This window comes from Pseudovibrio sp. Ad13 (genome assembly GCF_001623225.1).
In the GTDB taxonomy this organism is placed as follows: Bacteria; Pseudomonadota; Alphaproteobacteria; order Rhizobiales; family Stappiaceae; genus Pseudovibrio.
Genome location: NZ_LMCC01000034.1, coordinates 261908 through 275299, shown reverse-complemented (window position 1 = coordinate 275299; position 13392 = coordinate 261908). Strand labels below are relative to the sequence as shown.

12 protein-coding genes are annotated in these 13392 nt (G+C 52.8%); 9 read left to right on the top strand and 3 right to left on the bottom strand.

Features of this window, described 5'->3' with window-relative positions:
• Positions 1 to 255: 255 nt before the first annotated feature.
• The 4 genes from PsAD13_RS26565 to PsAD13_RS26550 all read left to right on the top strand — a co-directional run bounded on the left by PsAD13_RS26565 (position 256) and on the right by PsAD13_RS26550 (position 4545).
• Positions 256 to 2247, top strand: a complete 1992-nt coding sequence (locus tag PsAD13_RS26565; protein WP_208986958.1) for a 2-oxoacid:acceptor oxidoreductase subunit alpha — start codon at positions 256 to 258, stop codon at positions 2245 to 2247.
• On the top strand, positions 2244 to 3272 hold the full coding sequence (locus PsAD13_RS26560; protein WP_063320008.1) for a 2-oxoacid:ferredoxin oxidoreductase subunit beta: 1029 nt from the start codon (positions 2244 to 2246) through the stop codon (positions 3270 to 3272). Before PsAD13_RS26565 ends, PsAD13_RS26560 begins: the two co-directional genes overlap by 4 nt.
• Positions 3273 to 3454: 182 nt before the next feature.
• Positions 3455 to 3817: a VOC family protein gene (locus tag PsAD13_RS26555; RefSeq protein WP_063287636.1), complete on the top strand. Its 363-nt coding sequence runs from the start codon at positions 3455 to 3457 to the stop codon at positions 3815 to 3817.
• A gap of 200 nt (positions 3818 to 4017) precedes the next feature.
• Positions 4018 to 4545, top strand: coding sequence for a DUF1566 domain-containing protein (locus PsAD13_RS26550; protein WP_063320007.1), 528 nt, complete (start codon positions 4018 to 4020; stop codon positions 4543 to 4545).
• Between the two features lie 3 nt (positions 4546 to 4548).
• Here PsAD13_RS26550 and PsAD13_RS26545 read toward each other — a convergent pair whose 3' ends face one another.
• Entirely contained in the window at positions 4549 to 5256 is a 708-nt protein-coding gene (locus PsAD13_RS26545) for a DUF930 domain-containing protein (protein WP_063320006.1), read from the bottom strand.
• Positions 5257 to 5594: 338 nt separating this feature from the next.
• Here PsAD13_RS26545 and PsAD13_RS26540 point away from each other — a divergent pair, with 338 nt between their 5' ends.
• From PsAD13_RS26540 to PsAD13_RS26530, 3 genes are all read left to right on the top strand, one after another.
• Complete coding sequence (locus PsAD13_RS26540; protein ID WP_063320005.1) at positions 5595 to 6809, top strand: NnrS family protein; 1215 nt, start codon at positions 5595 to 5597, stop codon at positions 6807 to 6809.
• Between the two features lie 245 nt (positions 6810 to 7054).
• Complete coding sequence (locus PsAD13_RS26535) at positions 7055 to 8200, top strand: helix-turn-helix transcriptional regulator (RefSeq protein WP_063320004.1); 1146 nt, start codon at positions 7055 to 7057, stop codon at positions 8198 to 8200.
• A gap of 482 nt (positions 8201 to 8682) precedes the next feature.
• Positions 8683 to 9471 carry a pentapeptide repeat-containing protein gene (locus tag PsAD13_RS26530; RefSeq protein WP_063320003.1) on the top strand — a complete coding sequence of 263 codons (789 nt, stop codon included), beginning with the start codon at positions 8683 to 8685 and terminating at the stop codon, positions 9469 to 9471.
• A 78-nt stretch (positions 9472 to 9549) separates the two neighbouring features.
• Here PsAD13_RS26530 and PsAD13_RS26525 read toward each other — a convergent pair whose 3' ends face one another.
• On the bottom strand, positions 9550 to 10533 hold the full coding sequence (locus PsAD13_RS26525; RefSeq protein ID WP_063302959.1) for a TRAP transporter substrate-binding protein: 984 nt from the start codon (positions 10531 to 10533) through the stop codon (positions 9550 to 9552).
• Positions 10534 to 11220: 687 nt separating this feature from the next.
• Between PsAD13_RS26525 and PsAD13_RS26520 the strand changes: the two genes are divergently transcribed.
• Positions 11221 to 12321, top strand: coding sequence for an FAD-binding oxidoreductase (locus PsAD13_RS26520; RefSeq protein ID WP_063320002.1), 1101 nt, complete (start codon positions 11221 to 11223; stop codon positions 12319 to 12321).
• 17 nt (positions 12322 to 12338) lie between these two features.
• On the top strand, positions 12339 to 12692 hold the full coding sequence (locus PsAD13_RS26515) for a RidA family protein (protein ID WP_063320001.1): 354 nt from the start codon (positions 12339 to 12341) through the stop codon (positions 12690 to 12692).
• Between the two features lie 72 nt (positions 12693 to 12764).
• Here PsAD13_RS26515 and PsAD13_RS26510 read toward each other — a convergent pair whose 3' ends face one another.
• On the bottom strand, positions 12765 to 13382 hold the full coding sequence (locus PsAD13_RS26510) for an NAD(P)H-dependent oxidoreductase (protein ID WP_063302956.1): 618 nt from the start codon (positions 13380 to 13382) through the stop codon (positions 12765 to 12767).
• Positions 13383 to 13392 lie beyond the last annotated feature (10 nt).

The window sequence follows — 13392 nt, the reverse complement described above, 5'->3', positions numbered from 1 at the left end:
TCTTCGTCTCTGTCAAACTAGGGATGCAGTTGGATCGGTTCAAAGCCATATCGCGCCAAATGACTCGCAAATGACGCCAAACTTAAATCTGTCAGGGTGCAGAACGTGAATGGATGGGATACAGGGCAAAACATGAGGCCGAAACCACCAAGATCGGTACAACTGCTGAGGGCTGTTCGACCAATTACCAGCGGGCTGCGTTAACGGGTCGCAACTCCATTCCTGCTATTACAGGCTACAAAAAGCCACAGAGAAGTGGGTATTCTGGCTCAGCTGATTGGCAATGTCCTGAGGGACAAAAGAACAGACGAGATTTCTGCCACTGCCGCTGCCAGTATTTTGGAGCCGATTATGCAGAACGGACTGGAACACAGCACAACAACGCGTGAACTTCCTGTCTCCCAACAGCCGGAGGTCGACTATGTGCGCGTCCGCTTTGCCGGAGACTCGGGCGACGGCATTCAGATGACGGGCACGCGGCTGGCTGAAAGTGCCGCCAGGTTTGGCAATGACATTGCAACCTTCCCGGATTTTCCGGCGGATATCCGCGCCCCAAGCGGTACGATCTACGGTGTCTCAGCCTATTCCCTCAATATCGGCCACACCGAGGTGGACACGTTTGGTGATGAAACTGATGCGTTGGTGGCGCTGAACCCGGCAGCCCTACGCAAGTATCTGGAAGGTGTGAAGCAGAACGGTCTGCTGATCATCGATATGGACGCCTTTACCGAGCGCGCCATCACCAAAGCAGGTTTTTCCTCCAATCCGCTAGAAGATGGGTCACTCTCCAGCTTCCGCGTGCTGCCGCTGGAAATCACCAGCAACACAGAAAAAGCGCTGAAGGAAACTGGCCTTTCCGCAAAGGATGCGCGGCGCAGTAAGAACATGTGGACCCTTGGTCTGGTTCTATGGCTGTTCGAGCGCTCCACCGCAGATGTTGAGCATTGGATCGAGCAGAAGTTCCACAAAAAGCCTGATGTGGCCAAAGCCAACATCATGGCATTGCAGGCAGGGCACCTCTACGGAGAAGTCACCGATCTGCCGCCGGACGTTTCTCGCTACCGCATTCAACCAGCCCCATTGATGGAAGGCGAGTACCGCTCCATCAATGGCAATGAAGGCATGGCCTATGGCCTTTATGCTGGCGCCACCCTTGCTGATCTTGAACTGTTTTACGGCTCCTATCCAATCACACCAGCATCACCATTGCTGCACACCGTGGCAAAGTTGAAGGAGCTGGGTGCGATTTCGTTTCAGGCGGAAGATGAGATTGCCGCCATCTGCGCAGCTATTGGCGCTTCTTATGCCGGACATCTGGGCGTGACGGGTTCTTCCGGTCCCGGCATAGCACTGAAGACGGAAGCAATCGGCCTTGCCATCATGACAGAGCTGCCGCTGGTAATTGTCAACGTCCAGCGCGGCGGCCCTTCCACTGGCCTGCCAACCAAGACGGAGCAGTCCGATCTGTTTCAGGCCATCTGGGGCCGCAACGGGGATGCACCGCTGCCTGTCATCGCACCAGCCCATCCGGGTGAATGCTTTGACATGGGCGTGGAAGCAGCCAAGCTGGCCACAAAGCACATGACACCACTCATGGTGCTTACTGATGGCTACATTGCCAATGCCAGTGCCCCATGGAAACTACCGGACTTCAGTGATCCAGCCTATGCTCCATTCCCGGTCAAGAAAGCCACAGATCCAGAGGGTTTCCTGCCCTATGACCACGATCCCGACACCATGGCCCGCCCGTGGGCTGTGCCGGGCACTGCTGACTTGATGCACCGCATTGGCGGGCTGGAGAAGCAGGCGGGCAGTGGCAACATCTCGTATGATGGTGAGAACCACCAGCTTATGACCCAGATCCGCGCCCAAAAGCTGGAGGCCATGGCGAAAAGCATTCCGCCGCAACATGTGGAATCTGGAGAGGCCACCGGCAAGTTGGCCTTACTCGGCTGGGGTTCCAGCTGGGGTCCAATCCGTGTGGCAGCCCGCCGTGCAGAACTGGAAGGCAAGTCCGTCTCCCACATTCACCTGCGCCACCTCTGGCCTTTGCCGCCCAATCTGGAGGAGCTGCTCTCAGGGTTTGATCGGGTGATCATTCCAGAAATGAATAACGGCCAACTGGCAACGGTTCTTCGTAGCCAGATGGATGTTCCGGTTGAGAGCGTTTCCTGCGTGAAGGGACGTCCATTCCTCGTCCGCGAAATCGCCAAAATCATTGAGGATGCGCTGGGAGTTTCATCATGACTGACCTGAAACCAAAAGATTTCGCCAGTTCTCTCGATGTTCGCTGGTGCCCGGGCTGCGGTGATTACGCAGTTTTGAAAAGCCTGCACAAGATGCTGGCAGACACAGGCGCAAAGCTGGAAGACACCCTGTGCGTTTCCGGCATCGGCTGCTCCTCCCGCTTACCATACTACATGGCAACCTATGGCTTCCACACAATCCATGGACGTGCACCTGCAATTGCTTCCGGTGCAAAGCTTGCTAATCCTGAGCTGGATGTGTGGGTGTTCACGGGTGATGGGGACGGCCTGTCCATCGGCGGCAACCATCTGCTCCACGCGCTGCGCCGAAATCTTGATATGCAGATCGTGCTGTTTAACAACCAGATTTACGGCCTGACCAAAGGCCAGTACTCGCCAACCTCGCAAAAGGGCATGCGCACGCCGAGTTCTCCGGGCGGTACAGTGGAAATGCCACTCAACCCGGCTCGCTTTGCCATTGGGGCAGGCTCCAAGTTCATCGCTCGCAGCATTGACACACAGGCCAAAGTGCTTGGCCCTATTTTGCAAGAGGCACGCGACTTTGACGGCACCGCCTTCGTGGAAGTGCTGCAGAACTGTGTGATCTTCAACGACGGTGTGTTTGATCACCTGAAAGATAAGAAGCAGGGGCCGGACCACACCATCGTCGTGGAACATGGTCAGCCCATGGTGTTTGGCGTCAACAAAGACAAAGGCATTCGCGTGAAACCCGGCGGGTTTGGGCTGGATATCGTTTCATTGAAAGAAGACGGCGTGACCGAAGCAGACCTACTGGTCCATGACGAAACCAACCACGCACTGGCCGTCGCTCTGGCAGAGCTTGGTGAGAAAGACGGCGAGCCAACCGTCCTCGGCATCCTGTTCCGCGAACAAGCCACCGAATTCGGCACCGCCAGCCGCATCGGCCTGCCAGAAAAGCCCCTGAGCATGACCGAAAAACTCATTCACCTTTCCGCAACCTTGCGTGCAGCAGAAACGTGGGATGTGGGAGAGGACGCGGCTTAATTCCAACCATTGCTCACTCACCAGAACCTGACAAGCCTTGCTTCAGGTTCTGGTGAGCCGGTTTATCTAAACCGATCAACCCAAACCACCATCATCCTCTGATCAGCTCTTGAAGCTTTTGCCTTGCGAAGCTCAAGGCAATTGAGGAGTATGTTCTGCGGCCAGCATTTGGGGGAACTACTATGGAAAAAGTTACAGGAATTGGAGGGATCTTCTTTAGAGCAAAAGATCCTGCAGCTGTCGCTCAGTGGTACGAGCAACATCTGGGTATTAATCTGGCGCCAACAAATATGGAGATGCCACCCTGGGTCTCAACTGAGGGCGTCACCGTGTTCTCGCCCTTTGCTCAGGACACCGACTATTTTCCGCCAGACCACAGCTTCATGCTCAACTTCCGTGTGGCGGATCTGGACAAAATGCTCAACCAGCTTCGCGAGGCTGGTATCGAAATCTCTCAGGAGCAAACCATGGATGGCATTGGTCGCTTTGCCAGAATTCATGATCCGGAAGGCAATCCCGTTGAGCTTTGGGAACCAACGGCATAACGCGTCCTTCATCTTTTAAGAGATTAAGAGCGGCCCCAATCCGTTCTTCTTTGCAGGACGCACAGGTTAATCATGGAAATACCCAAGCTGCCATAAACACACCACTATTTCCCGTCAGTGAAGTGAAATAGCGCTGCGGTTTGCTTGATAAAACATGCACGCACCGCGATCTTTCAAAAATCACTTTGCGATGTTTTATAATGACAAAAAAGCCTTTCGCCCTCACCACAGGTGCCGCTCTCAGCCTCTTCCTGTCAGCCTTCCCCGCCGCTGCGCAACTTGATTGCAGCAACAAACCTGCCTTGCAAGAGCGCTTCACTCTTGAGGGAGCTCTGCTCAAGCAAACCGGTTCCGCGCTGGAATGGAAACGCTGCGCTGAGGGGATGACATGGGAGAGTGATACACAGAGCTGTTCCGGTGAGCCAATGCAGGTTGGGCAAGACATCGCTGCCTCTCATTTCGCGGAGAACAGCCAAGGCTGGCGTCTGCCAACAATCCGCGAGCTTTATGGCCTGCTGGATTCCACCTGCGCTGATAAAGACGAACTGCACGCCCTGTTTCCAGACCTTACAACACCAGCCTTCACCGACTACGCCGACTTCTGGTCCGCCACTGGAGACCAGAAGCTGAAAGGCATGTACTACTATCTGGACTTCGTCACCTACGCCCTAGACTTCCACAGCCAGGGCTACTCTCTGGCCGTCCGAGCCGTTCGCGACACCAAGTAACCTTCACTCCGCAAACAGAAAATGGTCCTCCCACTCTGACCGTGCGATGACGTCGCCTGCCAGGAATTCCAGTGCGGTGACGAGGTTGGTGGTGGGGTTGTAGGTGCATTTGTAGGTGAGGTGGTACCAGTCGCCTTTGCTGCGGAAGGCTGCGCCGTCTGCGCTGACGGAATTGCCGAAGACCACCGGGTCTTTATAAGCAAAGGCGACCACGCGTTCCGGGTTGAAGCTCTCGTTCCATAACTGGATTTGCTCCATCACTTCCAGATTGCAGAGCTGCTCGCGCTGGTCGGACGGGTCAAACAGAACAAGCGAATCTTTCAATTCTTTGTTTTCAGGTGCGTCCAGCAAACGGCCCAACTGAAAGTGCTGCGCAACAACCGGTTGCGGGGTTTGGATGACTTCTTCTCTCACGACTGGCGGCGGCAAAGGTTGCGGGTCTGCTTCGTCCAGTGGAGCAGAGGAGAGCGATGCAGTTGGAGGTTCTTGTGGGATTGGCGGCGCGATGAGTTGCTCAAACTGAGCAGTGCCAATGAGCTCGACGCCAATGCTTTTGACCGGGCTCCCACGGAAACTACGAGGCAGGTGCGACACGGCCAGCACCCAGTAGGCGAACAGATGCACCATTAAAGAGGACGCAAACACCAGCGTATAGGTCTTGTTGGACCCCGCAATGACATAGCTGTTTCTGTCTGCTTGCAATGCGTGCAATGAATCAATCCTGTGTCCCGCCGCTCGATATGGTCAGACTCAAGGCAGAACAAGGCAAAAATCCGGCGGAGCCTCTCACATTTCAACTTACCCGCAACTGATTGAACTGGCCCACCATCCTACTGAAATCAGTGCCTTAAACGTCATATGCGAGCGGCGGGAGCGGCTATTTTAGAATTATTTGACATTGCACAAATATGAGTATTAGCTTCATGTTTATAAGGAATGATAAGTGGAGAAGTTCGACCATCGCTCCATCCCTTCTGGTCGAATGCGTTTCCTGTGCCTTGATAAGAAAATGAGCGAAGGCAGATCCTTCGCCGACCGAGATCTGATAAATGCAGCAAACACAAACTATGCCGAAGCATCCCAGAGCGAGCGCAGCTTTCTCCTGGGAAGCATTTTTATCCCTCGGCTTTCGTCCGTTCTATATTGTTGGTGCAGCGTATGCGGCCATCAGCGTTCCGCTTTGGGTTGCCTCTATTATCGGGTTTGTCGAGGTCAATGGCCCGCTTGAAGGTGTGCTCTGGCATTCTCATGAGCTGATCTTTGGCTTTGCGGTCGCCATTCTCATCGGCTTCCTCTACACCGCCGTTCAAAACTGGACGGGCCGGCGTACGCCGAATGGCTTGGTTCTGGGCGGACTGCTTGCCTTATGGCTGGCGGCGCGTGTACTTTTGTTTGTGGGCAGTGGACCACTTGGGTCTCTCGGGCAAATTCTCGATCTTCTCTTCCTGCCTCTTGCCGCTCTTGGCATCGCAATTCCGTTGTATCAGGCGAAAAACAAACGCAACTACTTCGCGGTGGCTTTGCTGCTGGTGCTGGCTGTGGCAAACGGTCTGTTCCACGCCATTGCGTTGGATCTGATCAGTTATGACTCTGCCGATGTGTTCCTCTGGGCTGTTGATGTCTTCGCGATCTTCGTAACCGTCATTGGTGGGCGTATTATCCCGCTCTTCACCAACAATGCTCTCGGCGTAAAACGCGCGGTGCGCAACCAGCGTCTTGAAGATGCAATTGGTCTTGGCATGGTGCTGCTGCTGGTCAGCGACATCTATTTTGGCATGAGCTATGAGGCTGCAACCCTACGCGCGATTGGCCTGCTGGTGCTTGCCGGACTGCATATTGTAAAGATGGGTCTGTGGCGCCCTCAGATTACATGGGGCAAACCGATCCTCTGGATCCTGCCAGTTTCCTACGCCTGGCTGCCAATTGCGTTGCTGCTGCGGGCAGGGGCTTTGCTGGATGCGCCATGGGATCAGGTGCTGGCGATCCACGCGATCACCGTTGGTTCCATCGCGGGTATGATGCTGGCCATGATGACACGCAGTGCGCTGGGTCACTCCGGCAGACCACTTCAACCAACATGGGTTGAGATCGCGATCTACTATCTCATTGTCATGAGTGCAGCGGTGCGGGTGTTTGGTATACTCCTATATCCGCAGGGTTATTTCATGGTTCTGGGTCTTTCAGCCCTGTGCTGGGTTGGTGCATTTGGCCTCTTTACCGTTAGATACTGGGGCATTGTCACCCGGCCAAATACAATCTTCTAAAACCACAAAGGCCCGGTTTTCCGGGCCTTTCCTGTATTCAAGCACACCTCTTTATTCAGAATATTCTCATATATACCTATGCACTGTTGCTGATATATCGCAGCGTCAGTTTCTTTTTAGACCAAACGGTCAACTTACTTGATTTAACCCGTCTGACGGCTCAATACTTAAGCGGTTTCTTTATTAGAGATCTTTGATTACCGCTCTGTACCACTCCTTTCGAGCCATATTGCAGACCATAGATTATGACACCGCTCCTTGATCAGAGTATCAGCGATATCTTCCGGACCTTCATGAATGAAGAGCCGCTGGAAAATGCGTTGAAGCAACTGCAGACAAAGTACTCAGAGTTTCCTTTTGCCATCAATGTGCAAAGCCTGGCGGACCGTCACTATGACTATCGCAAGGTTTTGAATGTGGGGCAGGCCTTCCACGACAGCTTTGCGCCCGTCGCCCAGCTCAATCCGCTGCCCTCCGTTTTAAAGCGGGTTGATATTGAAGAGCCCTGCCGGCCACATCGCCATTTCCGCAAGGAAGACATCCACGCTGATTATGTCGGCAACTTCATTGAGCCCAACAACAATATCGATCGCGCCATTACTCTGATGATCGATCGTCAGAACGGTTTGTGTTCCTACATCAACATCTCCCTTCCTTATGCTGTGTCAGAAAGAGATGAGGACCAACTCTATGAGGAAGTGAAGTTCCTGCAGCCGTATTTCCGCAATGCTTTTCAGCTGGCTTTGCAGCGCCGCATGCGCGAGGCGGTTGCTCCCACCAAGGCATTGGGCAAATTCTGGTTGGAGCAGATGCCATTCAGTGCTCTGGTGGTGGATGAAAACAGCGGCGTGCAGGTGATGAACGGGCGCGCCGAAAAACTGCTGAGCAAGCACACCAACTTGCAGCTTGGGCGTTATATGCGGCTCTCTGCCAAGGCCGTGGATGAGGCCAGCGCACTGGAAAGCGCGGTCAGACAGTCCATCTACACCCACACTCTGCCGTCTCCGGTCATCATCCGTAACGAATTTGGTCCGAACACACTGGTCTTTATCCAGCCTATCGAGACCCAAAAGGACGCTCCTGCGTATCTCTCGCAATTTTTGGCCAGACCAAAATACTGCCTGATGATGATCTTTGATCCGACCGATTTTGCCGAAGTGCCAGACAAGATGATCAGCCATCTGCTGAATCTCACCCCGAAGGAAACCGAGGTTGTGAAGGCGCTGACCAATGGTGCGTCAACACGAGACGCTGCTGAGCAACTCGGCATTTCTTACAATACCGCACGAAACCACATCGCCAACGTGTCCCGGCGGCTGGATGTTGGCTCGCAAACGGAGATCGTGCGGCTGGTGATGACCACGCTTTCACGCTATCCGTGGCAGGCCTGATATAATCCCTTCAGGGTTTTCCCTCAGTGGCCTAAACCCACCCCCTCAATTTCATGCATCTGACATATTGGCGAGGAAAATAATCTGATATTTTCACTAGATATATCAGCGCGTTACCACCCTATTTTAGAATTTTATGTTTTTCTGCAGAAAATTAGTGCAATTGCATCAAGTCACCTCGAAAAATTCTGAGTAAATTTAACTCAGCAAACAAGAGGCGTCGGGAGCACAGGTTTTCGGAGGCAGTCTTGGCACAGAAGGCATACCTTCAACCGCAATTCGGTCCTTAAGTTTGCTGCTTGGTGGTTTGTTTGCTTGGGAAATGAGCCGCCTGTATTGTTGCAAATTATTGCCTAGCCGGCTTAGCCTTCCATATTTCAAAAGGCGACGCCGGTCTTTTCTTGCTTAATTGAACCTGTCGGATTGAACGCACCCACTGCACATGGCACAGTGGTTATCTCCTCGTTCATCACGGTGCTCACATGACTTCCTCAGATACTTCCACCGCTCTCACCTATGAAAAATTCTCGGCTCTTTTGGAATCTGGCAGACCAATTGAAGATGCTGAGCTGGAAGCGTCCTGGCTTGAGGGCAAAGACCTGCGGGATGCGCAGTTTCTCAATTGCAGTTTTGAGCCCGAAGGTGACTTCAATTCCGTAGATTTTCGTGAAAGCAGCTGGAAAAACACCCAGTTCCCGGCCTGCACCTTCAAAAGCTGCGATCTGCGTGAGGCAAAGTTTGAAAACTGCAGCTTTTATTATGCCGACACACGGGCAGGCGGGTGCTTTCGCCATGCAGACCTTAGTAATGTGGAGTTTCACAACTGCGATCTGCGCCTCACCATCTTTCCGTATTCGCAAATGTTCTGCATCACCTTCCAAAACTCCCGTTTGACGGGCGCCTCACTTGCGGGCTGTGACTTTGGCAAGGTTGCGGGCAAACGCGCGTTGAAGACACGGGCAACATTCACCGACTGCCAGCTGAACTACGCAACTCTGTCTGATCTGGATCTGGAGGAATGCATTCTCACCGATTGCGACCTGACCAGCAGCAATCTGTCCAACACGAACCTGACCAATGCAGACCTGAAGCGCAACACGCTTTCTGATGCGGAGACGGAAGATCTTGATCTGACCTACGCGGACTTGCGAGGTGCTGATCTGGGTGCGCTCTTCTTAACAAGCCTGCGCGGATATCGGGGCATGATTGTTTCTGCCAGCCAGCAACACCTTCTGTTGCACGGCCTCGGCATCAAGGTTGATCCGGACTAAAGCCAACACAGTTTTCCATACAAAAACCCCGCCTCAAATGAGACGGGGTTTAAGTTCATTGCCCGGAGAGTGTTTTGCTTATTTTGCAAGGCCTTTGATGCGTGCAACCAGATCAGCCAGTTGAGGTGACTTCTCTGCAAGTGCGTCATGCATAGGCAGAACTGCGCTGATGAATGGAGCTTTTTCAACTTCCACAAACTTCACCTGAAGCTTGGTTTTTGCAGCTTCAATCGCTTCAAGGGTCTGCTTGTTGTAAAGATCGCGGTGGAAGTCCATCATTTCACGTGCAGCTGTTTTCAGCGCTTTCTGGCTGTCCGCTTCCATGCCGTCCCACACTTTGGTGGAGACCATCAGAACGCCAGGGATCATGGTGTGTTCATCACGGGAGTAGACTTTTGCAACTTCACCGTGGCGCACATCAACCAGTGCCTGCGGGTTGTTTTCAGCACCATCAACCACGCCCTGCTGCAGAGCGGAATACAGCTCGCCGAAGGAGATTGGGGTAGGCGCGCCGCCAAGCAGTTCAACCATCTGGATTGCGGATGGGGAAGGCTGCACGCGGATCTTCATACCCTTCAGATCAGCTGGGCTGTTGATTGCTTTGTTTGCATAGAACGAGCGGGAACCGTCCACCATAAACGCCAGACCAACAAAGCCTTTGTCCTTGGAAGCCATGAAGACGTCTTCAGCAACATCAGAGGTCAACACTTTGTAATAGTGGTCTTCGCTCTCAAAGATGTATGGGAGGGTCAACGCGGAATAAGACTCTTCAAAAGCTTCCATTTCTGCTGCATTGGAACGGGCCATGTCCAAAAGGCCGTTCTGCATCAGTTCAACGGATTCACGCTGTGTGCCAAGCTGCGCGTTTGCGAAGATGCGCATTTTAACATCACCACCGGAAAGCTCTTTAACGCGCTTTGCCATGAACTCCAGAGAGATATGTGCCGGGTTGTCAGTCGGCAGGTTATGGCTGACCTTCAGGGTCTTCGCTTCTGCAACGGTCGCGCCCACCATAAGAGCAGATGTAAGCACAGCACCAATAAAATGAGACTTGCGGAACATTCTTCTAAATTCTCCCTTGAAGTACACAGACAAACGACGCCTGCTACGGAATTCCCGATTTATCGAAATGAGACCGATCTTCCCTTCGGCGACATCCCTTACCAGTACTTCTGACCAATTTCACAAAAAGGTCAACCAAAATATCAAATCTAGGTGTTGGCACTGACAATTGGCCAAGCCTCACAGAACGTGCCCCAGAAAAACAAAACATAGATGATGTAAGTCACATAATCTTCATGAAAAGTGCGATTTACTAATGCTTTCTGAGTAATAATAATATTAGCATCAACTTACATCGAACACAGCTCGCAGTAACCGACCTCTTTATTTCAACACCGGACTTTATGCTAAATTCGCCAGAAACTTACATTCAATTATACTGATTGGCAGCCGATCTGAAATAATGTCCCACCTCTCGATCGAAATCACCCCAAATAGGTCGACCAAATACATACAACCTCAGAGAAGCTCCCAGTCTGCACCAAGAGAGATTCGTATTTTTTGGCAGTTCTTTGCCTTTTCATAATTGGCTGACCAATATCTCAAACCATCCCAACCAAATGAAAACCTGCGGTCCAAATATTGTTATAGGAACAATATAAAAGTGCGTAAGATCGGTTTTTCCTCGCATCACCGCGCGCTTTACTAGATATATCAGCCTTGCTTTTTATCTTTGTGAGGTTTGACATGGCACAGCATTGCAATTTCCTGATTATCGGCGGCGGTATCGCTGGCATCAGTGCAGCCTCTCATCTGGCAGAGAACGCAAAAACCATTGTGCTCGAAATGGAAGATGTGATCGGCCATCACTCAACAGGCCGCTCTGCCGCGATCTTCATTCGCAACTACGGCAATGCTGTCATCCGCGCCTTAAACGCCGCTTCCGAACCGACCCTCATGAACCCGCAAGGCATCTGCGAGGGGTCCGTGCTCACGCGGCGCGGGCTATTGATGCTGGCGGAAAAGGGCAAGGAAGATCAACTGGAAACCTACGAGGAAGACGCAGAAGGGTTGGAGACGCGCAGCGCTGAAGAAGCCCTCGCCATGGTCCCAATTCTCGATCCGGATAAAGTCTCCTCCGCGCTTTATGAGCCCAACGCATTAGACATTGACGTGGACCGCCTGTTTCAAGGCTATGCCCGCCTCTTCAAATCCCGTGGTGGAGAGATCGTCCTTTCAGCACCTGCCAATCAAATAGAGCGGCAAGACGGACTTTGGCAGGTGACCACGCCAAAAGGTTCATTTTGTGCGCCTGTTCTGATCAACGCCGCAGGCGCATGGGCTGATAAGATTGCAGAACTTGCAGGCATCAAAACAATTGGCCTAACCCCAAAACGCCGGACCGCTGCAATTTTGCCCTTGCCGGACGGTGTCGACAGCAGCAACTGGCCTTTGTTTGAGGGCGCCGCAGAACCCTTTTACGCCAAACCAGAAGCGGGAAAACTGCTCGTCTCTCCCGTGGATGCAGACCCTGTTGAACCTCATGATGCCTTCGTGGATGACATGGTGCTCGCCGAAGGCCTGTACCGTTTTGAAAATGCTGTGAACTTCTCCGTCACCCGTGTGGAACACAGCTGGGCAGGCCTTCGCAGCTTCGTTGAGGATCGCAGCCCCGTTGTTGGGTTTGCTCCTGATGCAGAAGGCTTTTTCTGGCTCGCCGCTCAAGGTGGTTACGGCATTCAAACCAGTCCGGCGCTCTCCCGTCTCACCGCAGATCTCTGCCTCAACCGTCCTTCGGAACTCCCGGAGGAGATTGTGGCAGCGCTTTCACCAAACCGATTTACATAAAGCATAGGAAGTTCCCCATGTCTGATATTACTCGCCTGGGCAAAGGCCCGCGCATGAGCCAGATCGTCGTTTACAACGGCATCGTGCATCTTTCCGGTCAGGTCGACACCAACGGCAAAACCGCAGCTGACCAGACCCGCGCCATTCTCGCCAACATCGAAAAACTGCTGGAAGACGCTGGCTCCAACAAGTCCCGCATCCTGCAAGCCACCATCTGGCTGAATGATGTTGCCGATTTTGCTGAGATGAACTCCGTTTGGGACGCATGGGTTGACCCGGAAAACCCACCGGCCCGCGCCTGCGGCGAATGCAAACTCGCCCTCGACAGCCTCAAAGTAGAAATCCTCATCACAGCCACAGTCGCTGCCTGATCAGAGTGACATAGATAACGGAGAGGGGAATAAGATCTCCTCTCCTTTTGCTCAAAGCCAGCCACTTTTAGTTCAGGCCGCTTCGGAGACCTGTGTGATCTTGGCAATTTGCTTATGGGCTTCACTCAGGCCTGCTTCTGCAGCTTGTGGTCCCATCGCCAATCCGTTTGCGTAAATGAACTCGATCTCCGTGATCCCTATCAGGCCCAAGACCGCTTTCAGATAAGGGGTGATCAGATCATTTGGGGTGCCAAGAAAGTTGCCACCCTGTGTAACCGCGATATAGCATTTCTTTCCTTCCAGAAGACCGATCGGGCCACTCTCAGTAAACTGAAAGGTCTGTCCTGCGCGCGTTACATAATCAATCCAGGCTTTCAAAGTAGATGGGATCATCAGATTGTACATCGGAACGCCAAGCACGATGAAATCAGCTTCCTTTAGCTCCAAAATCAAGGTGTCAGACTGAGCCAGTCCAGCTTGTTGTGCTGGCGTCTGAGCTGCCTTGGGATCATAGAAGCTTTGGAAAACACTGTGACCCAGATGGGGGATCGGGTCTTTGCTAAAGTCTCGTTTTATGTGCCGCATTCCCACAAATCTGGAGAGTAGTGCATCGGCCATTGTGTTGGAGAGCTGTGAGGACTGAGCGTCCTGTTCTTGCATGCTTGCGTTGATCTGCAACAGAGTTTTCATGAGCTAATTC